This is a genomic window from Rothia sp. ZJ1223 (genome assembly GCF_016900985.1).
Classification (GTDB): Bacteria; Actinomycetota; Actinomycetes; order Actinomycetales; family Micrococcaceae; genus Rothia.
In genome coordinates, this window is the sequence record NZ_JAFEUT010000002.1 from 274509 (window position 1) to 297570 (window position 23062).

The window sequence follows — 23062 nt, forward strand, 5'->3', positions numbered from 1 at the left end:
CCACATCTGCAAGGTTGTAGTGGGTTTATCGCAACATAACGCCCTAGTCTATTAACTGTGAGTACTGCACCTAATAAAATTTTTATTGCCCGACTTCTAGGCCTCGATGTTTTTGACCCCATGGGCGACCGTCTGGGGCGAGTACGAGATATTGTGGTGCTCAAAGGCAGCTTTGTTGCCGATCAAGCAACCCGCGCGATTCCCGGCAAAGAACCCGTTGTTGTAGGTATCGTCATTGAGGTGCTAGGCAAAAAGCGTATCTTTGTGCCCATGACCCGAGTAACCTCTATTGACTCTACCCAGGTGATTTCAACCGGTCTGGTTAATTTGCGTCGCTTTGAGCAGCGTGGTTCTGAAGCTCTCGTGGTCGCTGAGCTATTCGACCGCAAAGTGCGTTTAGAAGACGGCTCAGGCGAAGCAACCATTGAGGATGTTGCAATGGAGCAACGCCGCAACGGAGACTGGATTATCTCTGAGCTGTTTGTTTCTCGCGGCACCGGTCAAAGCGGTCTCATGCGTCGCAGGCAGCAAACCCTGGTGGTTGATTGGAACGAGGCGGTTATTTCAACCGATCACGAGCCCCAGGCAGCTACTTCGTTTGTGGCTACCCACGAGAATTCCCAGGCCGCTGACCTAGCGGATGCGCTACATGAGATGAACGATAAGCGCATGATTGAGGTCGCTCAGGAGCTTCAGGACGAACGTCTTGCGGACGTGATGCAGGAGCTGCCCGAGGACGACCAGGTAGAAATTCTTTCGCACCTTGACCTCGAACGCGCAGCGCAGGTTCTTGAAGAAATGGAACCCGATGACGCGGCTGACCTTCTTAACGAGCTCTCTGATGCCCAGCGTGAAGAGTTGCTGCAGCTCATGGATGTTGAAGAAGCGGACGATGTTCGCCGACTACTGGAGTATGAAGAGGGTACTGCGGGTTCTTTGATGAACCCCGTCCCCGTTATTTTGCCCCCGGAGGCTACCGTTGCCGAGGCGCTGGCGCATATTCGCCAGGAGGAAATCTCCCCGGCAATGGCAGCAGCGGTCTTGGTCACGCGTCCGCCCCAAGAAACCCCCACCGGCAAATATTTGGGCATGGTTCATATGCAGCAGTTGCTGCGTGTTCCCCCGTCGGTGCAGGTGGGAACTCTCTTAGACAGCTCCATTGAGCCGGTCTCTGATATGAGTTCTCTTGAGGAGCTCTCGCGCGTTCTGGCAACCTATGACCTCACCATTTTGCCCGTGGTCAACGACTCTAACCGTCTGGTGGGAGCGGTGACTATTGATGACGTTCTCGATGCGCTCTTGCCCGATGACTGGCGCACATACGATGATGGAACTCCCATTCGAAAGGTAGGTCGCCGTTATGAATGATAAGTCTCGTGACCGCTCAGCGAATTCTCTGAGTACTCCCCAGCGCGCCCGCCGCAAACTTTTTACCTACAAACCCAACCCCGATGCTTTCGGTCGTATGACCGAGGGTTTCGCCCGCTATATGGGTACTCCGCAGTTTTTGATGTGGATGACCCTGTTCTGCGTGGTCTGGATTGGCTGGAATACGCTGGCACCCGAGCATATGCAGTTCGACCCGCGAGCGCTTAACTATACTCTGCTGACGCTGATGCTGTCTTTGCAGGCGTCGTATGCTGCGCCTCTGTTGCTGTTGGCGCAGAACCGCCAGGATGACCGCGACCGCGTGGTGGCGAAAGAGGATCGTAAGAGGGATCAGCAGAATCTTGAGGAAACTGAGTACCTGACCCGTGAGATTGCGTCTTTGCGTATTGCGATGCGCGATGTTGCGACGCGTGATTTTGTGCGTAGCGAGTTGCGCGATGTTCTTGAGGAGCTTCTGGAGATGCAGAAAGAGGACGCGCGTGTTGATGAGGGCGAGGCGGACGCCGCTGATCAAGAGGGTGGTTCAGAAGGTAGTGCTGAGAAGAAGTCTGAGCGTAAGGGCGAGCGGAAGTCAGAGCGTAAGAAGTCTGGCAGTAAAAAGTTGGTCAAGGATTTAGAAAAGGCCGATAGCTAGATGGAGCAGATCGATGTTGCACTGTTAGAGGCGCTGGGTCGGGTTGATGATCCTGAGTTGCGTCGACCGATTACTGAGCTGGGCATGGTAGAAAGTGCCCGTTTGGTGGACGGTGTTGCGATGGTTTCGGTCTTGCTAACTATTGAGGGTTGCCCGCTACGCTCGACGATTGAGGCGGATGTGAAAGCCGCTGTCTCAACGGTTGAGGGTGTGCGCGAGGTGATTGTTGAGGTGGGGTATATGACCCCCGATCAGCGCACTGTGTTGCGCGAAAAATTGGGGCATAGTGCCAGGGTGAATCCCTTTGCGTCCCCCGATTCGTTGACGAAGGTCTACGCGGTGGTCTCCGGTAAAGGTGGAGTGGGTAAGTCTTCGGTAACTGTAAACTTGGCGGCGGCTTTTGCATCTCAGGGACTCAAGGTGGGCGTGGTCGATGCTGATGTTCACGGCTTCTCGGTACCCGGTTTGTTGGGTATTACCCAGGCACCCACCAGATTAGAAGAAATGATTGTTCCGCCGGTGGTTTCGTTGCCCGATGAGGAGTTGGCTGCGTGGCAGCGCCAGCATTCTGCGGTTGAGCCAGGTTTCATCAAGGTGATTTCTATTGGCATGTTTGTTGATAGTGTTCAGCCGGTGGCGTGGCGCGGTCCGATGCTGCACCGGGCGTTAGAGCAGTTTTTGACGGATGTGTATTTCGGTGACCTTGACGTGCTCTTGCTCGATTTGCCCCCAGGCACCGGTGATATTGCGATTTCGATGGCGCAGTTGCTGCCCACCGCTGAGCTTGTTTTGGTATCAACCCCGCAGCTTGCTGCGGTGGATGTCGCGCAGCGTGCCGGTACGCTCAGTTTGCAAACGGAGCAGAAAGTAGTGGGCATTGTTGAGAACATGAGCGCTATGGTGATGCCCGATGGTTCAGCGGTTGAGGTTTTCGGCTCCGGCGGCGGTCAGGTGCTTTCTGAGCGGCTGGGTGAGGTGCTGGGCTATGAGGTTCCTGAGCTGGGTTCTGTTCCCCTGGATGTTTCTTTACGTGCAGGTGGGGACGCAGGTAGGCCCGTGGTCTGGTCAGCTCCTGATTCACCGGCAGGTTCTGCTCTGCGTGCTGTTGCACAGACCTTAGGTCATGCCAAGCGTAACCTCGCGGGGCGCAAGTTACCCCTGAACTTCTAAGGGTAGGTTTTAGACTCTCGCATACGCAAAAGCCCGGTCTTGATGAAAGGCCGGGCTTTTGCGTATGTAGTTTTACAAAGTTTTAGGTTGCCTCAATATCGAAGGGGGCGAGCGCTCCAGCGCTCAGACGCTGAGGGGGCACTGATGATGCATTGGCTGCGGGAGTCAGCTCCCTGCCTTGTGCCTGGGTCTCAGAGCGTTCCTTCTCGCGCTCAGCGTCGTCTTCTGCCAGTGCCTCACGCACAATAGTACGCGGGTCATACTGACGAGGATCGTATTGACGCCAGTTAATATCTTCAAGGCCCGGTCCCAAGGTCTCTTTGAGGTCGTCCTTAGCATCAAAGGCCATGCGACGCATAGATTTGATGAACTCTTTGGCCTGTTGCGCATATTCAGGCATGCGTTCGGGGCCGATCACCACAAGCGCGATGACGACGATGATTATAAATTCAACACCATTGATTCCAAACACACACCAGAGTTTACCTGTCTTTGAGCAGAAAAACCTCTCAGGTGGGCAATGGCTCTATATGATATTGATGAATCACCTGTTTTTTTGACCTGAAAGTTGTGTAAGAGTGGCTATTCAAGCGCGTCAGTTGAGCGATGCTTTTTGCGATGAGTTCCCTGTTCAGGATGCACTCGCCGTGCAAGCCCGTGAACACAGCGCGCGGTGGGGCGTTCGGGCGGTGAGCCCAGCAGCGGCGTCCCTGCTAACGGTATTAGCGGCGATCTCCGGTGCGCGTCAGGTCGTTGAGGTGGGCACCGGTAGCGGGGTTTCAACCCTCGCTCTTTTAGAGGGGCTACCGGCTGGGGCTACTTTGACCACCATGGATATTGATTCAACACGCGAGCATCTGGCGAAAGAAGCTATCAAGGCTGGCGGTTTTGACCTCACCCACCGCGTGCGGGCGATTACCGGGGACGCATCGGGGATTCTCCGCAGGCTCTCAGAGAACTCCTACGATTTAGCCTTCGTTGATGCTGATGCAGAGAATTTTGCCCACTATGTCTACGAGTGCTTGGCTTTGCTCAAGCCCGGTGGTTTGCTGATTGCCCATGACGCGCTTAATTCGGGGCTGGTGGCTTCTCCTGCTACCCGCGATACAATTACCCAGAACCACCGTGAGGTACTCACCGCTCTGAGGGAGATTGACGATATTTTCATCTCTCTCGTGCATGCTGGTGAGGGGCTTTTGCTGGTTTATAAAAAGTAGCTTCCCCTCGCTGGGGCAGCGAGGGTTTACGGCGGGTAGTCTCCCCCGCCTGGCAGCTGCTTCCAATGCCAGAGCCACCCTACCCAAACCCACTGACCGGTAGCACCGGTGAGCAAAAGCAAGTACCGGTAGGCACGTGAGGTAGAGAGCGCGACGATCGGCAACGCTAGAACGAACAGGGGCAGCAGCATCCGAAAAGTTGAGCTTTGCGGAAACCAGAACAGTAGCAAATAGCCGGCAAAGCAGGCGCACCACAGGCGCAATTCAGGCGGCAACACCCGACTCGTTACCGGTGTCAATAGAGCAGCTACGCCACCTGCTAGAAGCAGTAGGAAAGCCATCGGGCCAATAACGCCCAAGTAGTGGTAGCTCTGGGTAAACCAGGGAAGAATAACGGTGAGGTGGGTGCCACGCCAGGCTGTTTCGGTGGCTGTATACGCATCCATCTGACCGGTAGCCCACCAGGCAAGGGCAGGCCATAAGAGCGCGAATCCGCAGACCGCCAGAGCGCTCATAAGTTGCGGTGCTCGCTGGGTAAAGGCACGCATCCATGGGGCGCGGTGCTGGTACACATCGGTGATAAGGCACCACGCCCACCATAGCCCCAGGGTTGCGCCCAAGGGTACACCGATAGGACGCGAGAGGCAGGTTGCCAGGGCAAAAGGCAACAACAGGAAATAGCGCTGGCGAAGCAACAGATACAGGGTTGTAGCCAGGAACAAGAGGTTAAAAGACTCGGCGTAAGGTACCTGCAAGATAGCAGAGACGGGTGCAAAGCCAACCAAAGCGACCGCCCACAGGGCAAGAGTATGGGCTGACTCGTGAGTTTGTGCCCCGTGCTGTCTTTGTATTCTACGGGTGTAGCCGGTGCGCCGTAGAGCTTCACCGAAGAGAAGGTAGATAGCCCAGGATGCTGCGAAGCCAGAAAACAAAGCAAGAGCGATAGCTACACTCATATACGGTGTACCCAGCCCAGCTGCTAGAGCACCTGCCACTAGTGGAAACAGCGGCATGAACGCCCAGGTGTTTTGTTCTACCGTTTCGTTAGCATCGCGGGGCAAAGTCGTAGGGTAGCCTTCGTGGGCGATTTGCTCATACCAGCCGGCGTCCCACAGCCCTAAAAACCGGCTGTAGCTCAAGGGACCTTCACCCCAGGGGCTCACCATTTGTTGGGCGGCAACCGTTGAAAAGACCAGCCAGCCCCACACCCGTGACACGCCGTAGACTGCCAGCACCTGCGTCCAGACCGGCAGACCGCTCACGAGAAATACGATGCGCAGCCAAACTGCCATGAGATGTTCGCTCGCTGTGCGTGGACGCTGGGTTACCTGGTCTGAACCGGTGACAGCTTGCATCTTTTTAGTCACGGTTGCTCACAGCACGGTGCGGTGTTTCTGCTGTCTCGAATGCTGAATACGGGTGCTGGCTAACGCGCTCTCTCAAAGCAGCGTTTTGCTCCAGCAGAAGCTGCACGAACTGATCAACTTCGTCTTTGTTATACCCAGCAACAGAGGTCGCGAACTTCACCCGTTTCAGCTCTTCAGAAGAAGGGTTATCTGAGAGTACGTGGGCGGGGTCTACTCCCGAGGTGAGAGCAACTCCATCAGTGGATACGTATTCAAAGAAACGTTGCCCCGGAAACACCCTGTCTTTACCTAACAACACCGCTGCCAGCGCTATACCCACTGCTGCCGCAGCTGTCAGTGTTACCAAGATGTATGCCATGTGGTACCCTTCTCCATATGCTAGGGTGATATGAAACACGTATAAATTCTGTGTAAATTTTTGCTTTTACCGCGTAACACGCCGGTTACCTAATGCCAGTACTGTAAGCCCATGTTCTCGGACATCAGCAGCTCTCTACATGCTACACGAGGGCGCCCATCCACCGTTCCAAGGAGGAACTCAATGAGCAGTCAATCGCTCGTTCAGGTTCGCAATATCAACAAACACTACGGCGACCTGCACGTTCTCAAAAACATCAACCTCGAAGTCGGCAAGGGCGAAGTTATCATTCTCCTCGGCCCCTCCGGCTCCGGAAAATCTACCCTCTGCCGCACCATCAACCGCCTTGAGCCCATCGACAACGGCGACATCCTCATCGACGGCAAAGTACTGCCATCAGAAGGTAAAGAACTCGCCAACCTCCGCGCAGAAGTCGGCATGGTCTTTCAGTCCTTCAACCTCTTCGCCCACAAATCCATTCTCGATAACGTCACCCTCGGCCCCCGCAAAGTACGCGGTCTATCCAAAGCAGAAGCAGAAGCAGAAGCAATGGAACTGCTCAAAAAAGTAGGCGTTGAGTCTCAAGCAAACAAGATGCCCGCCCAGCTCTCCGGCGGTCAGCAGCAGCGCGTCGCCATCGCCCGCGCACTCGCCATGAAACCCAAAGTCATGCTCTTTGACGAACCCACCAGCGCACTCGACCCCGAAATGGTCAATGAAGTGCTTGACACCATGGTGGCGCTCGCCCGCGAAGGTATGACCATGATCGTTGTTACCCACGAAATGGGTTTCGCTCGCAAAGCAGCTGACCGCATCGTCTTCCTAGCGGAGGGCCAGATTGTTGAAGAAGCAACACCCGATGAATTCTTCTCTAACCCCAAGTCAGAGCGCGCACGAGATTTCCTCGGCAAGATTCTCAACCACTAGGCACCGCGCCTTTCTTTGAAAGAAGAACCTTCATGGCATACTCATTCCTCACGAAAAAAGCGGCAGCAGGCACCGCACTTGCTGCCACGGCTGCGCTAGTGTTCACCGGTTGCGGTTCCTCCACCGGTGAAGACACTCTGCGCATCGGTATCAAGTACGACCAGCCCGGTCTGGGTTACCAAGACGGACGCGAATACACCGGTTTTGATACCGAAGTCGCCCGCTACGTCGCCAACGAGCTGGGGTACGCAGAAGATCAGATTGAGTGGGTGGAATCCCCCTCTTCAAACCGTGAAAACATGCTTTCCAACGGTCAGGTTGACATGATTTTTGCGACCTACTCCATCTCTGAAACCCGCCTGAAAACAGTGGATTTTGCAGGTCCTTACTTTGTGGCGGGTCAGGACCTTCTCGTGCAAGAGGGCAATACTGACGTCACAGGCCCTGAATCCTTGGGCGGTAAGGATCTGTGCTCAGTGACCGGTTCAACCTCAGCGAAGAAGATTCAAGATAAATACACCTCAACGGTGCAGCTGGTTCAGCAGAACTCCTACTCCGACTGCGTAGTGGCGCTCAACGCAGGCATGGTGGACGCGGTAACCACCGATGACATCATTCTGGCAGGTCTTGCCTCCACCAAAGCCAACAAGGGTGAGCTCAAGGTTGTGGGCAATACGTTCACGACCGAACGCTACGGTGTTGGTCTGCCCAAGGGCTCCGATAAGTGCCCTGCCATTAACGCTGCCATCAACAAGATGGTTGAAACCGGCGTCTGGGAAGAAGCTCTCGCCAAGAGCGTTGGCGATTCAGGCTTCAAATACAACACCGAACTCAATCCGCCCAAGCTCACTGATGCTTGCGCCACCGTTGAGAAAAAATAGTAGTTGAAAAAATGGCACCCACTTTTTACTTATTAGATGGAGACTTTCATGTCGTTCTCTGAACAGCTCTCCACGCTCTTTGAAACCTACAATGTTTTGGGAGCGTTTTGGACGAACGTTCAGCTGACCTTCTGGGCAGCTATCGGCGCTTTCGTCCTCGGCTTAGTTCTAGCGCTTATGCGTATTTCCCCCGTTCCCTCCCTCCGTTTGGCAGGCACAGCTTACGTACACCTCGTACGTAACACTCCCCTCACTATTTTGATGACCCTGGCAATCTTGGGTGTCTGGACCCAGTTTCAGCTCTCACTTTCATCAAATTTTGAAACCAACTTTTTTCTCTACGCGGTGATTGTTCTGGCGATTTATCACGCAGCTTTTGTGTGTGAGGCAATCCGCTCGGGTGTGAACACCGTTCCCGTGGGGCAGGCTGAGGCAGCGCGCGCCATCGGTTTGGACTTCATGGCGACAGCCCGCCACGTGATTTTCCCCCAAGCGCTACGCGGGTCTATTACCCCGCTTGGCAACACCCTGATTGCTCTTGCCAAGAACACGACGGTTGCCACCGTAGCGTCCGTGGCTGAAGCCTCAGGCATGATGAAATCGATGATTGAGTTCAACTCTGATTTGATTTTCATGATCTTCTTTGTTTTCGCAATGGGCTTTGTGGTCATTGTTGTTCCCATCGGCGTCCTGACCACCTGGGCGTCCCGTAAGCTGGCGGTGAAGCGATGAAACGTCACGTAACTACGTCCGTACTCTTTGATATTCCCGGGCCCAAGGCTCGCGCCCGCACCCGCATTTTCAATATTGTTTCGCTGGTGCTGATTGCAGCCTTGCTGCTTTACATCGGTGTAGTCATGCACCGCCAGGGCCAGTTAGAAGCAGAAAAGTGGACATCACTTTTCTCAGGTAATCTGTGGGCTAACTACCTACTGCCCGGTCTGTTCAACACCCTTAAAGCTGCCCTGATTGCTGTAATTACTTCGGTAGCTTTTGGCATTTTCTTTGGTATGGCACGTCTTTCACCGTTAGCTCCGGTGCGCTGGTTTGGCACCGTGGTGGTGGAGTTCTTCCGCGCAGTACCCGTGCTGATTATGATGATTTTCTTCTGGCTGTTCTTGGGTCAGTTCTCGATTTTCTCGCCCTCACAGTTGCCCTTCATCGCCGTGGTTTTGGGTTTGACTCTCTATAACGGTTCTGTGATTGCTGAGCTGCTGCGCTCTGGTGTTCACCAGCTGCCCAAGGGTCAGGGCGAGGCGGGTCTAGCAATTGGTCTAACCCCTTGGAAGGTACTGACCTCTGTTCTGGTACCCCAGGCGATGACGGCTATGATGCCATCACTGCTCTCACAGTTTGTAGTCATTCTGAAAGATACCGCGCTGGGCTATATCATCTCTTACCCCGAGCTGCTGGCTTCGGCACGCCGCTTCGGTTCGGGTGAGGGCAACATCTTGCAGATGCTGTTGCTAGCTGCGCTAATCTTCATCGTTATCAACTTTGCGCTCACTCTCTTAGCTGAGTACCTTTCGAAGTTCATGAGCTCACGTTCAGATGTTGCTATTAAGCACGCTGACGGTGTTCCCGGTGAAGTCGACGACGCGCGTCCCAAGACCGAAATGATGTTCAAGATCCCCAAGGCGTAAGCCTTGCAGCCTTCACTTAGTTAAACGAGCACCCGCGACCCTGCCCTTTTCTTGGGGTCAGGACGCGGGTGCTTTTGAATGTCTTCAAACACCGTCTGAGCCGTCGGTAGAGTCTCTGAGGCAGAGAAAAAGAATCGGCAGAATTATAGAAAAACAATCGATTCACTTGCGGAAAATGGACTGGTTCAGAGGTGGAAATTCGGCAGGTAGCCCCCCCCTACACACTCAATAATTCTCTAGGCGATCAGCCACCGCTTCAGCGCCCGGTAGCACTTGTCAATAGCCGAGGCACTCACATGTTCGTTGTCTGTGTGGGCTAGGAGGGCGTCGCCGGGACCAAAGTTCACGGCGGGTATGCCGATTTCAGAAAATCGGGCTACGTCCGTCCACCCGTACTTGGGTTTGGGTTCTTGCCCTACCGATTCGATCAGAGAGCGCGAGAGTTCAGCGTCAAGACCGGGGCGGGCGGCCGATGACTGGTCGACGAAGTCTAGCTCGTAGCCTTCAAAAACTTCTTCAACGTGGGCGATTGCCTCGTCAAGGGTTTTATTGGGGGCAAAGCGGTAGTTGATGTGTACCGAGGCAGCGTCGGGGATGACGTTACCGGCAACTCCGCCCCTGATTTGTACGGCGTTGAGGCCCTCACGGTAGGCAAGTCCCTCCACCTCGTAGGTCTGCGGTTTGTAGGTTGCCAGTCGGGTGAGCACATCGCCCATCTTGTGAATGGCGTTCTCCCCTACCCAGGCGCGTCCTGAATGGGCGGCTTTGCCCGCGCAGTGAACCCAGAAGCGCATAGTGCCGTTGCAACCGCCCTCGATGGTGCCGTCGGTGGGTTCCAGCAGCACGGCAAAGTCAGCGTCGGTCAGTAAGTCACGGTGTTCGCGCATCAGGCGAGCAAGACCAGAAAGTTCTGATGCGACTTCTTCGTGGTCATAGAAAACATAAGTGATGTCGTACGCTGCATCGGTCAGGGTAGCAGCTAGTGCCAACTGCACCGCTACTCCGCCCTTCATGTCGGTGGCACCGCGTCCGTAAAGTATCTGTTCGCCGTCCTCTTCAATCCAGCGTGAAGGTACTGTTCCGAGCGAACCCTCAACCTGAGGCAGGGGTACGGTATCAAGGTGCCCCGCCAAAACGACCCGCTGGGATTTACCCCAGTTGGTGCGAGCAATAATGGAATCCCCATTGCGAACTACGCTCAGGTGGCTCAGGGCAGTCAGCTGCTGTTCAACGGCATCGGCAAGACACTTCTCTTCACCCGATACCGAAAAAATATCAAGAAGATCCTGGGTCAGCTGGGCTACGTCCTGCCCAATATCGAGGGTTTTCGGACCATAAGATTCAAAGTCGCTAGGTGCAAGTGTCTTTGTCATGTGTCCACCATACAGCCAGTTCTTGAGCTACGCCCTTTTTGTTTCGTAGTCTTGAGAGTATGACTAATTCACGCACAGCTTCAGGCTTTGGTCTGGCAACCATCGTCCATTCAGGTAACAATGCAGGTACCGCTCTCGATACCTGGTTCCCTGCTCCTGCCCTTTCAGCCTCAGCAGATGCAAGCGTCCAGCAGCAGCTGACCGAGCTAGTGGGTGAGGACGCTGCTCGCAACGTTCGTACCGAGGTCGTAGAGGTGAGCATCAACCTTGATGAGGCGCCCGCCGATGCTTCGGATGCTTACCTGCGTCTGCACTTGCTCTCGCACCGCCTGGTGGAGCCGAACTCTATTAATCTTGATGGTCTGTTCGGTCAGCTCGCCAATGTTGCCTGGACCAATTTTGGTCCGGTTCTCGCTTCAGAGTTCAACGCTCTTGCCATCGGTTTGCGTAAGCGCGGTCATCTGAGCGTCAGTCATGTTGATAAGTTCCCCCGCATGATTGACTATGTGGTACCCGCTGGTGTTCGTATTGGTGATGCCGACCGTGTACGTCTGGGCGCTCATCTTGCATCAGGAACCACCGTCATGCACGAAGGTTTCGTGAACTTCAACGCGGGTACCCTGGGCACCTCAATGGTTGAAGGACGCATTTCCCAGGGCGTCATTGTCGGTGATGGTTCGGATATCGGTGGCGGTGCCTCCACCATGGGCACCCTATCAGGCGGCGGTACCGAGCGTGTGCGCGTGGGCGAACGCTCACTCATCGGTGCTGAAGCTGGCATCGGTATCGCCCTCGGTGATGACTGCGTAGTTGAGGCTGGTCTTTACATCACTGCTGGCTCACGCGTGAACGTTTTTGTTGAGAAGGGTGCAGAACCCAAGGTGTTCAAGGCTGTTGAACTCTCAGGCGTTTCACACCTACTCTTCCGTCGTAACTCACTCACCGGTGCTATTGAGGTGCTGCCTCGCGTCGGAAAAACTGTTGAGCTCAACGACGCTTTGCACGCTAACTAAAGATTCTCTTTTCTATGCGGGGTGTTTTCTGGCTGTTATCAGAGGACGCCCCGTTTTAGACTTAAAGCAGTAGTTGATTGACAGAAGGAGAAACTATGAAGATTTTGGTGACCGGCGGTGCCGGCTACATCGGTTCGCATACCGTATTGGAGCTTCTTGAGGCAGGCCACGATGTAACCGTGATGGACAATCTGGCGAACTCATCGGAGGAATCGCTGGCGCGTGTTGCTGAGCTAACTGGCAAGAAGGCAGCTTTCCACCAGGTTGATTTGCTTGATCTGCAGGGTATGAAGGATCTTTTCAACGAGGTGAAGCCCGATGCTGTGATTCACTTCGCTGGTCTCAAGGCTGTGGGTGAATCGGCTGAGAAGCCCCTGTGGTACTACCAGACCAACGTAGCCGGTACCCTCAACCTGCTGTACGCGATGGAAGAATCAGGCTGCAAGTCTATTGTTTTCTCATCATCGGCTACGGTTTACGGTGCTCCTGAAGAGATGCCCCTGGTTGAAAAGGTTAATATGGACGCGCAGTCCTGCTACGGTCGTACCAAGGAACATATTGAGGACATGCTGGTTGACCTGGCTGCCTCAGATAATTCTTGGAACATTGCCCTGCTGCGCTATTTCAACCCGGTTGGCGCTCACGAGTCTGGTCGCATTGGTGAAGACCCCGCCGGTATTCCCAATAACCTGGTGCCCTTCATTGCTCAGGTTGCGGTGGGACGCCGCGAGTACCTGAACGTCTTTGGCAACGACTACCCCACGGTTGATGGCACCGGTGTGCGCGACTACATTCACGTGGTTGATTTGGCGGATGGCCACCTCAAGGCACTGGATTACATCGCCGAGCACGGTGGCTTGCACACCTGGAACTTAGGCACCGGCAACGGCTATTCGGTTCTTGAAGTTCTACATGCCTTTGAAGAGGCAGCAGGTAAGGAACTGCCCTACAAGATTGTAGACCGCCGACCCGGCGACGTCGCTGTCTCCTACGCTGATCCTTCCTCCGCCCTTGCCGATCTGGGGTGGAGCGCTACCCGCGACATCAAGACCATGGTGCGAGATCATTGGAACTGGCAGAAGAATAACCCCAACGGGTACGAAGCCTAGAACTCAACTTTAGCTCAAAAAGTGGGTGTCCATCTCTTTCCCAGAGGTAGCCACCCACTTTTTATATGCTGTCCCAGACAGAAGAAAGCTCGCCACTAGAAAGCTCAAGGACGCACCGTCCAGCCCCCCGGGTAGTACGTGGGCACACGGTAAGTTTCGTAGTAGGGGGGGGGGACATCAGCCTTCTAATAGTGGTACCGGCAGGAGGCGATGAGCAGACTATCCTCTGTGAGTGCGTAGATAAGTCTGTGCTCATCAGTAATACGCCGGGACCAAAAGCCCGACCAGTCATGTTTGAGCGCTTCAGGTTTTCCGATACCTTCATGCCCATTGCGGGCAATATTTTTGATGAGCAGGTTTATTCGTTTCAGCACTTTGCGATCCTGTACCTGCCACCACAGGTAGTCCTCCCAAGCTGCTTCATCCCAGACAATTTTCATGGGCTTACTCGTCGATGAGGTTGTGTTCACTACCCATGCCTGAGCGTAAACGCTCGATAGATGCAGATACTCGCGCAGCATTACGGGGTGAGCGTTTGAGGTAGGCTGTTTCTTTCAGCGAATCATATTCGCGTAGAGAAAGCATGACCACCGGTTCATGCCCAGCGCGGGTGATAACGATTTCTTCGCAGTCATCGACTACGCTCGTCATGACTTCTGCATAACGTGCTCGTGATTCTGAGTAGGTCATTGTTTTCATTTTTCCTCCTTGTACAATTTATTGTACATATTTAACAGGAAGGAAAATAGGCATACACAGATTCATTGGCAGCATCGCCGTTCAAAAGGCACCGTTAGATACCACTAGGTAGACGAGGACGCACCGCCCCCACTCCCCTGCGCAGGGCAGGTAAGTAGGGTGGCGCGTCCTTTAGCTGCTCAGAACTCTAGCGTGGTCTATGCACCGGGGTAGTGGCGCAGACCCTCACCAATGTATACCTGGCGGGGGCGACCAATCTTGGTCTCGGGATCCTGAATCATTTCACGCCACTGAGCAATCCAACCGGGCATACGACCCAGCGCGAAGAGCACGGTGAACATCTTTTCGGGGAAGCCCATAGCGGTGTAGATCAGACCGGTGTAGAAGTCTACGTTCGGGTAGAGCTTACGCTCAATGAAGTAGTCATCAGCCAGTGCCTTCTCTTCCAGACGCTGAGCAATCTCAAGCAACTCGTTGTCGCCGCCCATCTTGCCCAGAACCTCGTCTGCGGTCTTCTTAATGATGCGAGCGCGAGGATCGTAGTTCTTGTAGACGCGGTGACCGAAGCCCATGAGGCGTACGCCGTCTTCTTTGTTCTTGACCTTCTCCATGAAGTCTTCGGGTGCGATGCCTTCGTCGCGAATCTTGCGCAGCATATTGAGTACTGCCTCGTTGGCGCCGCCGTGCAGCGGACCGTAGAGGGCGTTGATGCCGCCTGAGACGGAGGTGAACATGTTGGCGTGGGCTGAACCTACCAGGCGCACGGTTGATGCTGAGCAGTTCTGCTCGTGGTCTGCGTGCAATAGCAGGAGGGTATCGAGTGCCTTTGCCATGGTGGGGTCTACTTCGTAGTCCTCGGTGGGGAAGCCGAAGCACATGCGCAAGAAGTTCTCTGAGTAGTTCAGATCGTTCTTGGGGTAGAGCAGGGGCTCGCCCTTGTCCTTGCGGAAGGCGTATGCTGCCAGGGTAGGCACCTTTGAGAGCAGACGGAAGGTTGAGACCTCAACCTGGTGATCGTCGAAGGGGTCCAGTGAGTCGTTGTAGAAGGTTGACATGGCTGAGACTGATGCAGCGAGTACCGCCATGGGGTGAGCACCGCGGGGGAAGCCCGAGAAGAAGGTCTTGAAATCTTCGTGTACCATGGTGTGGCGACGAATCATGGTGTCAAACTTCTCTAGCTGATCTGCTGTAGGTAGTTCACCGTAAATCAAAAGATAGGCAACTTCAACAAAGCTAGACTTCGCGGCGAGTTCTTCGATAGGGTAGCCGCGGTAGCGCAGAATGCCCTCATCACCATCAATATAGGTGATCGCTGATTTAGCGTTGGCGGTGTTCATGAAGCCGGGGTCGTAGGCTACGTGCCCGGTTTCTTTCAGCAGGCCAGCGGTTTCGAAAGCGTCGTTGCCTTCAACAGCCTTGATGCCTGGTAGAGTCAGCTTCTTTTCTTCGAAGTTGAGGGTTGCTGAGTGGTGATCGGTCATTTTTCCTCCAGATGACGGTGAGAGTAAGAACTGCACGGTATTCAGCGTTGAAGCGTGTGCAGAGTTTTTTCACCTCACAAAAGTTCTGTTGCTAGACTACCCTGATTTCATGCACCAGGTCACATTTGACAAGTCATAGCGTGTAATTTTTCTACTTTTAGGTGGTTTGGGACGTCAGACGGGCTACCGCCCGGTCGATATCAGCGTCAGTGCCGGTAAGGGCAATACGCACGTAGCCCTCCCCTGCGTCCCCGTAGAAAACACCAGGGCCGATGATGATTCCCAGACGAGCAAAGCGCTCGATAGTACCCCAGGTATCTTCATCAGATTTTGCCCACAGGTACAGACCGGCTTCTGAGTGCTCAACGGTCAGACCGAATGCTTCCACTGCCGGGAACAAGCGTTCACGACGGGCACGGTAGATATCTTTCTGCGCGTTCACGTGCGCGTCATCTGCCAGAGCCACTGCCATCGCCACCTGCACCGGGGCGGGAACAATCATGCCCGCATGCTTGCGCGAGTTCAAGAGATTGCCAATAATCTCGGGGTCACCGGCACAGAAAGCGGCGCGGTAGCCTGCAAGGTTGGACTGTTTTGACAGGGAATAGACGCTGAGCACCAGTTCTTGATTCTCGCCGCTCACGCGCGGGTCAAGAACTGAGGGGACGCGGGTGCCCCCACGTTGCTCGTCCCACTGCCCCCAGCCCAGCTCCGCGTAACACTCATCGGAGGCAACCACTGCACCCACAGCACGCGCGTCCGTCACCAGTGCGGCCAGCTCATTAACATCGCGCACAATACCGGTGGGGTTAGCCGGTGAATTGACCCAGACTAAACGTACCCGTGCGCGAGTTTCATCATCAAGTTCTGCCAGCGAATCAGCGGCGATAGGGGTCGCACCGGCAAGCTGCGCGCCAATGTCATAGGTGGGGTAGGCAACAGTTGGGCGCACCACGATATCGCCCTCACCCAACCCCAAAAGGAAGGGCAACCATGCCACTAATTCTTTCGACCCAACGGTCGGTAGCACCTGGTCAAGGCTCAGTCCCGGCACATCGCGGCGGCGGGCAAACCAATCAACAATAGCCTGGCGCACCTCAACTGTGCCATGTGTGGTGGGGTAACCGTGCGCGTCCGTAGCGGCAGCCAACGCCTCACGAATGACATCAGGGGTGGGATCAACCGGTGTGCCAATCGACAGGTTCACCACACCATCGGGGTGCTCCTCCGCCAGCTTTTTATAGGGAGCCATGGTGTCCCACGGGTAATCGGGTAGTTCTAAACCAAAAGTTCGCATTGAAGGCACTTTCTTGTGATTTTCTCTTACTAGCTAAGTCTAATGAAAGATCATGAAAAGACGATGAGCCTTACATGAGTGATTACACATCGGAATATTTCGGGTACAAAAAACCCGCCTACGGCACATGCCTAGGCGGGTTTGAAACCAGCTCAACGCTGAAAAAAATATTAGTCCTGATTCTGCGGGGGCAAAGCAGCAATCATGGGGTGATCCTTCTCTATCTTGCCCAAACGCGCAGCTCCACCGGGTGAACCCAAATCATCGAAGAAGTCAACGTTGGCGTTGTAGTAATCAGCCCATTCTTCGGGTACATCGTCTTCGTAGTAGATAGCTTCTACAGGGCACACGGGCTCGCAGGCACCGCAGTCAACACATTCATCGGGGTGAATATACAAGGAACGTTCACCCTCGTAGATGCAGTCAACAGGGCACTCATCAACGCATGCCCTATCTTTCACATCAACACAGGGTTGGGCAATAATGTAAGTCATGCCGCGGCCTTTCTTCTTCAACAACGGGTGAACCTCGGATGCGTCGGTAATTGCTGACGGAGGTACCGCTGGTATGCAGATATTTTCTTTTACAGTCTAAACCGCTCAACCAGTTTGCACAGATTTTAGTGGCAGACAATACATCATGTTCTTGATACAGAAACTTTTAGCGCCGGGCAGACTCGCTTGTGGAACGCGCGCCTACAAAACCGGCAACAAGAATTCCGGCTGCCACAGACACTAAAGAGCCCATACTCCACAGCGTGCCGGCAACCCCCGGTGCGTACTCAGTATTCATAAATACCAGCATCGATCCCTCGGATGCGCGTCCGAACGCCATATACATAAGGGCGAGAAAGAGGGTGAAACCCATCACCCCACCCGTCCAGGCTCTGCGGGTATGTGAGACCAACCAAATGGTAGCAGCAAACGTCAGAATCAGGGCAAGCACAGCGCCCCAGGGCAGGTAAACGCTAGCAGAGAAATAGTAGATAAAACCGTGCCACATGGTACCTGCCAGGGCAACGATAAGACCTAGTGCAGTGGCAGTGATAGCGCTAGTGGTTGTACCCGGTGAAAGCTCATGAGGTCGCATCCGCTACCCCTTTCCCGCCAGCAGGCGGTATGTTTCGGTGGCAGAGATCTTCTGCGGCACCCGGTTGGAGAATTCAAAAATATCGTCAGAGATAATAATGACCTGCGTAGCGTGGGCACGCATCGCCTCACGCTTGCGGGAGTGATCTCCGCGAATAACAGCCTGAACACGGGCGTCTTGGGCATCGAAGTCTCCTTCTAACCCCCAGAGTAGGGCGGGAGCGTCCGCCCCCAAGAGCTCAAACGCACGCACCACGATTTCGTGGGTTCGTACGTGGTCGGGGTGCCCGTAGCCGCCACCGTTATCGTAGGTCACTACCACTTGCGGTTCGAGGGTACGAATATGCTGGGCTACTGCCTGCGCCTGCGCCTCAGCTGAGAGTTTAGTCAGGCAGTCATCGGCGGCGTCAGGGTTAGCGATGGCTCGCCCATCAGCGCCCCATGCCATACCCGAATCGCGGTAAAGCTCAGGAGCCCCCTCAACATGTGCGCTCCCCTGCCCCAAATACTCGTGATGCTTCACGCCCAGCACTTCAAGTGCCTCTGTTAGTTCTTGTTCGCGGACGCGCCCTAGCCCCACCCCGCGGTCAGTAGTGCCGGGATGCCACGTTTCAAGGTGTTTGAGGTCTTCGGGAATGACCTCGCCCATCTCACCGCGTGTAGCCGTCAGCAAACTCACCTGCGCGCCAGCAGCAGCTAGGTGTCCCATGGTCGCACCGGTAGAGGTGGATTCGTCATCGGGGTGGGCATGCACAAAAAGCACCCGTGCGTCCTCACTATTCAGCCCCTCGGGCAGTAAGGAGTACACGGCATCATCGCTCACCTGCGTGCCCTGCTCAGGGTAGTAGGGAACCTCAGTGTTCTCACCCAGCGGTGTTGTCTTCACGGGTCTCTTCTCTCAACAAAGGTTTTTGCTCTTCCGCCATTTTATAGGCTCTGCCCGCGCTCAGCAGTCAGCATCTTGTTTCAGAGCTGTACGCACTCAACGGTTAACGAAAAGTGGGAACCCTCATTGCTGAAAGTTCCCACTAAGCGTTTAGACCTTAGGCGCGTGCGCGGCGACGGTACTCGCGGACGCGCTCGTTGGCGTCCAGGGTTACCTTGCGAATGCGGATTGCCTCGGGAGTAACCTCAACGCATTCGTCTTCACGAGCGAATTCAAGTGACTCTTCAAGGGTCAGTTTGCGCGGCGGGGTCAGGTTCTCGAAGTTGTCGGCAGATGCCGAACGCATGTTGGTCAGCTTCTTTTCCTTGGTGATGTTTACTTCCATGTCATCTGCACGGGAGTTCTCGCCAACGATCATGCCTTCATAAACCTCGGTGGTGGGTTCTACGAAGAATGAGCCACGCTCCTGCAGGTTAATCATCGCGTAGGGGGTAACAACACCGGGGCGGTCAGCAACCATTGAGCCGTTGGTGCGGTACTCGATGTCTCCGAACCAGGGCTCGTAACCGGTTGCGTAGGAGCTGGAGATACCCGCGCCACGGGTTTCAGTGAGGAACTGGGTGCGGAAGCCAATCAGACCACGTGCCGGAACAGCAAATTCCATGCGAACCCAGCCGGTGCCGTTGTTCGCCATGTTCTCCATGCGACCCTTACGAGCTGCCATGAGCTGGGTAACTGCACCCAAGTACTCTTCGGGAACATCAATAATCATGTGTTCCATAGGCTCGTGAACCTTGCCGTCGATAGTCTTGGTGACAACCTGGGGCTTACCCACGGTCAGCTCAAAACCTTCGCGGCGCATCTGCTCAACAAGAATAGCCAGTGCCAGCTCGCCACGACCCTGAACTTCCCATGCATCAGGACGCTGGGTGGGCAGAACCTTAATGGAGACGTTACCAATCAGTTCTTTATCAAGGCGATCCTTGACCTGACGGGCGGTTACCTTAGCGCCCTTGACCTTACCTGCCAAGGGTGAGGTATTAATACCGATAGTCATGGAGATCGCGGGATCATCAACCTTGATGAGGGGCAGGGGTTTGGGGTTCTCAAGATCGGTGAGGGTTTCACCAATGGTGATGTCTTCAATGCCTGCAACCGCAACGATTTCACCGGGACCAGCTGATTCAGCGGGCACGCGGTCAAGCGCCTTGGTAGCAAGCAGTTCAGAGATACGAACGCTCTTGGTCTGACCGTCATGGCGTACCCACGCTACGGTTTGCCCCTTGCGCAGGGTGCCGTTGAAAATACGCAACAGCGCCAGGCGACCCAAGAAGGGTGAAGAATCAAGGTTGGTGACGTGCGCCTGCAAAACCTCATCGGGGTTGTAGGTGGGGGCAGGAACGCGCTCAATGATGGTCTTAAACAGAGGCTCAAGGTCATCGTTATCGGGCAGCGAACCGTCAGCGGGCTGGTTCAAGGACGCAGCGCCAGCCTTACCCGAGGCAAAGACAACGGGGACGTTCAACAGTGACTCTTCGTCAAGATCGGGTACCTCGTCAGCCAAGTCTGATGCCAGACCCAGCAGAAGGTCCATAGTTTCGCCGATCACTTCGTCGATACGTGCGTCGGGGCGATCAACCTTGTTCACCACAACAATCACGGGAAGTTTAGCGGCAAGTGCCTTACGCAGCACGAAGCGGGTCTGAGGCAGGGGGCCTTCAGAGGCATCCACGAGCAGTACAACACCGTCAACCATTGACAGACCGCGCTCTACCTCGCCACCGAAGTCAGCGTGGCCGGGGGTGTCAATAACGTTAATGGTGATCGGCTCGCCGTTAGTGCTGGGACCGTCGTAGAACACGGTGGTGTTCTTTGCCAAGATGGTGATGCCTTTTTCTTTTTCAAGGTCACCGGAATCCATGACGCGGTCTTCTACGTCTGCGTGGGATGAAAATGCGTGGGTCTGCTTGAGCATCGCGTCAACAATGGTGGTCTTACCGTGGTCAACGTGGGCAACAATAGCCACGTTGCGTAGATCGCTACGTGATGCGGTATTTTCAGACATGCGTTAGGGTCTCGCTTTATTCTAGGAAATATAAGATGCTTGCGGCATGCCAAAGATTTTGGGCACGTAGAACCGCAGGCTTTAGGTATATCATACCCACTGGGCTGGGATTTCTAGCTATCAGGTACACCACAAATACCGCAGGTGTGGTGAGCTACACCTTTTAAAACAACACCGGCTGAGGGTGAACCTAATGCTTATGACAGCAGTAGGCTCGCCCTCAGCCGGTGTATTTTTAGGAAGTAAAAAGCTTAGTTTTTCTTCCAGGGGGCGCGGAACTTCGAATCCTTCTGAGTCTTCGCAGCCTGGTCAGCTGCGATTTCATCAGCAGTCAGCAAGCGTTGCGCCTGAGTGTCAGTCATCTGCTCGATAGCAACGTTGTGCAAATCAACCTGGTTGACGACCTTATCCAAGCGGGCATCAACATCAGCCACGGCGTCTGCCACGGCAGCATCGACAGCCGCTTCAACACGCGCGTCCACAACCTTTGACACACTGGTCTTCACTTCTGAAGCCACCATCTCATCGATGTTATCGGCAACGCGGTCTGAGATCGCACGTTCAATTTCACGGCGGGTCTGGCGGCGCTGGGCACGAACAATGAGATTGTGTTCGTGACGCAGGGTTTTAGCCAAGGACGCGCACATCAGCAGAATCACGGCTGAGAAAGGCAGCGCGGTGAGAATCGCGACAGTCTGAATCGTAGTCAGTGAGTCAGTACCACCTGCAACAAGCAAACCAACAGCGGCAAGACCAGCAACCATAGTCCAGAACACGCGAATCCAGGTCTTGGGTTCGGGTGAGCCGTGGGTTGAAATCATACCCAGAACCAGGGCACCGGAGTCAGCTGAGGTCACGAAGAAAATGATAATCAGCAGTACAGCACCGATGATCAGGGCGCTACTTGCGGGCATGCCCTCCAGCATACGGAAGAGGATGTTTTCTGCAACAGCTGAGCCGTCCTCTTCCAGCAGACCGCCGCCCTGAAAGAGCTGGCGATACAGAGCTGAACCGCCCATGACGGTGAACCAGAAGAATGAGATCAGTGAGGGTGCCAGCAGAACGCCCAGCACGAATTCACGCACGGTGCGTCCCTTAGAGACGCGGGCGATGAACATACCAACGAAGGGCGACCATGAAATCCACCAGCCCCAGTAGAAGGTGGTCCATGCAGCCTGGAACTGCTGACCCTCATCGCCGTAGAGTGCCAGAGTGTTGAAGGTCAGCGAGATGAAGTTCTGCAAGTACGCACCGATAGCAGCAACAAACTCGCGGAAGATGAAGAGGGTGGGACCAACCAGCAAAACAAAGATGCAGACAACCGCTGCCAGTATCAGGTTGCCGTTAGAGAGGATCTTCATGCCTTTTTCAAGACCGGTCACCACTGAAATGAGAGTAACGACGGTTAGCACAGCAATAATCGCAACGTAGCCCAGCTGGGTGTTGGCATCGATGTTCATGTAGCCCAGACCAGCTGCAATCTGCATCACGCCTAGACCCATGGAGGTTGCAACACCAAAGAGAGTACCTACCAGAGCGATGACGTCGATTACATCGCCCCAGCCGCCTTCAATGCGCTTGCCGAAAATAGGCTTGAGCGCGTAGCGGATAGAAAGGGGCAACCCCTGACGGTGGGTAGCGTATGCCAGTGCAAGACCAACAATCACATAGATTGCCCAGGGGTGCAGACCCCAGTGCAAGAAGGACTGGCTCATTGCTGCCTGAGCTACCTGAGCTTCATTACCGCCAACGCCAGGACGCGGGCTGACGTAGTGCATGAGGGGCTCTGAAGCACCGTAGAACACCAGACCAATACCCATACCTGCTGCGAACAGGAAGGAAAGCCAGGTCAGAAAGCTAAAATCAGGTTCATCGTCGTCACTACCGATTTTCACGTCGCCCAAGCGGGAGAAACCAACGTAGAGAGCGAAAACCACAAAGAATGCCACAAGGGCTACGTAGTACCAACCGAAGTAACCGATTACGGTGCTCTGGAGATCCGAGAAGATCTCTTGAGCGGTGTCGGGCATTGCCAGTACCCAGCCGATGAATGCGACCATGATGATGGTTGCGGGCCAGAAGACTCGCTTAGCGAGAACGCCAGATTCGACTTTCTCCATCATTTCGCGGGTCAAACCGTTGGGGGCTAGATCCCCAGGCGGCGTTTTGACTGTACGCGTCATTTATATCTCCTTGTATATTTCGTATGTGTCTTTTCGTCTTAGCCTCGCGAGCACCGAAAGCAGGTTTATCCGGCCATCGACGCGGGACCACACCGCAGCTTCACAACGGGGGCACACGAAAAATCCCTTTGAATTTATTTCAATTTTCAAAGGGAACAGTACCTCTACCTTATCTAACCGTCGCTCTCATTTCTACAGTGGTACACCGGTTAGCAATACATGATTCATCACGGTAAGCCCCTTGATAAGGCAATAGTTAGGCAGTGGCATGAGAAAAAGAGT

General features: G+C 54.6%; 23 protein-coding genes. 10 read left to right on the top strand and 13 right to left on the bottom strand.

All coding sequences use genetic code 11. The annotated features are described in order from the left end of the window. Positions 1–57 precede the first annotated feature (57 nt). Genes JTP09_RS03590 through JTP09_RS03600 form a run of 3 tightly spaced genes read left to right on the top strand, consistent with a single transcriptional unit; the run spans position 58 to position 3193 of the window. Complete coding sequence (locus tag JTP09_RS03590; protein ID WP_204877067.1) at positions 58–1368, top strand: magnesium transporter MgtE N-terminal domain-containing protein; 1311 nt, start codon at positions 58–60, stop codon at positions 1366–1368. Continuing rightward, positions 1361–2023: a DUF1003 domain-containing protein gene (locus tag JTP09_RS03595; protein ID WP_204877068.1), complete on the top strand. Its 663-nt coding sequence runs from the start codon at positions 1361–1363 to the stop codon at positions 2021–2023. The genes JTP09_RS03590 and JTP09_RS03595 overlap by 8 nt, the downstream gene beginning before the upstream one ends. Further along, positions 2024–3193, top strand: coding sequence for an Mrp/NBP35 family ATP-binding protein (locus JTP09_RS03600; protein WP_204877069.1), 1170 nt, complete (start codon positions 2024–2026; stop codon positions 3191–3193). Between the two features lie 82 nt (positions 3194–3275). Here the strand turns inward: JTP09_RS03600 and JTP09_RS03605 are convergent, their stop codons facing one another. Next, a complete protein-coding gene (locus JTP09_RS03605) occupies positions 3276–3665 on the bottom strand; it encodes a twin-arginine translocase TatA/TatE family subunit (protein WP_204877070.1) in 390 nt (129 codons plus the stop codon). Positions 3666–3771: 106 nt separating this feature from the next. Between JTP09_RS03605 and JTP09_RS03610 the strand changes: the two genes are divergently transcribed. Then, positions 3772–4410, top strand: a complete 639-nt coding sequence (locus tag JTP09_RS03610; protein WP_204877071.1) for an O-methyltransferase — start codon at positions 3772–3774, stop codon at positions 4408–4410. A gap of 26 nt (positions 4411–4436) precedes the next feature. Here JTP09_RS03610 and JTP09_RS03615 read toward each other — a convergent pair whose 3' ends face one another. Further along, positions 4437–5777 carry a hypothetical protein gene (locus JTP09_RS03615; RefSeq protein WP_240334008.1) on the bottom strand — a complete coding sequence of 447 codons (1341 nt, stop codon included), beginning with the start codon at positions 5775–5777 and terminating at the stop codon, positions 4437–4439. Further along, positions 5770–6135, bottom strand: a complete 366-nt coding sequence (locus JTP09_RS03620; protein ID WP_204877072.1) for a DivIVA domain-containing protein — start codon at positions 6133–6135, stop codon at positions 5770–5772. Before JTP09_RS03620 ends, JTP09_RS03615 begins: the two co-directional genes overlap by 8 nt. Before the next feature lie 183 nt (positions 6136–6318). Between JTP09_RS03620 and JTP09_RS03625 the strand changes: the two genes are divergently transcribed. From JTP09_RS03625 to JTP09_RS03640, 4 genes are read left to right on the top strand one after another with little or no spacing between them, the layout of a single operon-like run. Continuing rightward, the gene (locus JTP09_RS03625; RefSeq protein ID WP_204877073.1) at positions 6319–7062 is read left to right on the top strand and encodes an amino acid ABC transporter ATP-binding protein; all 744 of its coding nucleotides are present in this window, start codon (positions 6319–6321) and stop codon (positions 7060–7062) included. A gap of 32 nt (positions 7063–7094) precedes the next feature. After that, positions 7095–7943, top strand: a complete 849-nt coding sequence (locus tag JTP09_RS03630) for a glutamate ABC transporter substrate-binding protein (RefSeq protein ID WP_204877074.1) — start codon at positions 7095–7097, stop codon at positions 7941–7943. 48 nt (positions 7944–7991) lie between these two features. Continuing rightward, entirely contained in the window at positions 7992–8675 is a 684-nt protein-coding gene (locus JTP09_RS03635) for an amino acid ABC transporter permease (protein WP_204877075.1), read from the top strand. Continuing rightward, entirely contained in the window at positions 8672–9586 is a 915-nt protein-coding gene (locus JTP09_RS03640; protein WP_204877076.1) for an amino acid ABC transporter permease, read from the top strand. Before JTP09_RS03635 ends, JTP09_RS03640 begins: the two co-directional genes overlap by 4 nt. A gap of 236 nt (positions 9587–9822) precedes the next feature. Here the strand turns inward: JTP09_RS03640 and dapE are convergent, their stop codons facing one another. Continuing rightward, positions 9823–10959: a succinyl-diaminopimelate desuccinylase gene (dapE, locus tag JTP09_RS03645; protein WP_204877077.1), complete on the bottom strand. Its 1137-nt coding sequence runs from the start codon at positions 10957–10959 to the stop codon at positions 9823–9825. Positions 10960–11018: 59 nt separating this feature from the next. Between dapE and dapD the strand changes: the two genes are divergently transcribed. After that, a complete protein-coding gene (dapD, locus tag JTP09_RS03650) occupies positions 11019–11972 on the top strand; it encodes a 2,3,4,5-tetrahydropyridine-2,6-dicarboxylate N-succinyltransferase (protein ID WP_204877078.1) in 954 nt (317 codons plus the stop codon). Positions 11973–12067: 95 nt separating this feature from the next. Then, on the top strand, positions 12068–13081 hold the full coding sequence (gene galE, locus JTP09_RS03655) for a UDP-glucose 4-epimerase GalE (protein ID WP_204877079.1): 1014 nt from the start codon (positions 12068–12070) through the stop codon (positions 13079–13081). A 185-nt stretch (positions 13082–13266) separates the two neighbouring features. On the opposite strand, the gene JTP09_RS03660 is transcribed toward galE, so the two are convergent. The 9 genes from JTP09_RS03660 to JTP09_RS03700 form a co-directional block, all read right to left on the bottom strand. Beyond that, on the bottom strand, positions 13267–13521 hold the full coding sequence (locus tag JTP09_RS03660; protein WP_204877080.1) for a Txe/YoeB family addiction module toxin: 255 nt from the start codon (positions 13519–13521) through the stop codon (positions 13267–13269). 4 nt (positions 13522–13525) lie between these two features. Beyond that, positions 13526–13780 carry a type II toxin-antitoxin system Phd/YefM family antitoxin gene (locus JTP09_RS03665; protein ID WP_204877081.1) on the bottom strand — a complete coding sequence of 85 codons (255 nt, stop codon included), beginning with the start codon at positions 13778–13780 and terminating at the stop codon, positions 13526–13528. Positions 13781–13977: 197 nt separating this feature from the next. Further along, complete coding sequence (locus tag JTP09_RS03670) at positions 13978–15261, bottom strand: citrate synthase (RefSeq protein WP_204877082.1); 1284 nt, start codon at positions 15259–15261, stop codon at positions 13978–13980. Positions 15262–15418: 157 nt separating this feature from the next. Continuing rightward, positions 15419–16558, bottom strand: coding sequence for a succinyldiaminopimelate transaminase (gene dapC / locus JTP09_RS03675; protein ID WP_204877083.1), 1140 nt, complete (start codon positions 16556–16558; stop codon positions 15419–15421). A gap of 170 nt (positions 16559–16728) precedes the next feature. Continuing rightward, positions 16729–17052: a ferredoxin gene (gene fdxA, locus JTP09_RS03680; RefSeq protein WP_204877084.1), complete on the bottom strand. Its 324-nt coding sequence runs from the start codon at positions 17050–17052 to the stop codon at positions 16729–16731. 166 nt (positions 17053–17218) lie between these two features. Beyond that, positions 17219–17647: a hypothetical protein gene (locus tag JTP09_RS03685; protein ID WP_204877085.1), complete on the bottom strand. Its 429-nt coding sequence runs from the start codon at positions 17645–17647 to the stop codon at positions 17219–17221. Positions 17648–17650: 3 nt separating this feature from the next. Continuing rightward, positions 17651–18532: a PIG-L family deacetylase gene (locus JTP09_RS03690; protein WP_370592487.1), complete on the bottom strand. Its 882-nt coding sequence runs from the start codon at positions 18530–18532 to the stop codon at positions 17651–17653. A 157-nt stretch (positions 18533–18689) separates the two neighbouring features. Then, positions 18690–20597 carry a translational GTPase TypA gene (typA, locus tag JTP09_RS03695; RefSeq protein ID WP_204877086.1) on the bottom strand — a complete coding sequence of 636 codons (1908 nt, stop codon included), beginning with the start codon at positions 20595–20597 and terminating at the stop codon, positions 18690–18692. A 251-nt stretch (positions 20598–20848) separates the two neighbouring features. Then, positions 20849–22780, bottom strand: coding sequence for a BCCT family transporter (locus JTP09_RS03700; protein WP_204877087.1), 1932 nt, complete (start codon positions 22778–22780; stop codon positions 20849–20851). Positions 22781–23062 lie beyond the last annotated feature (282 nt).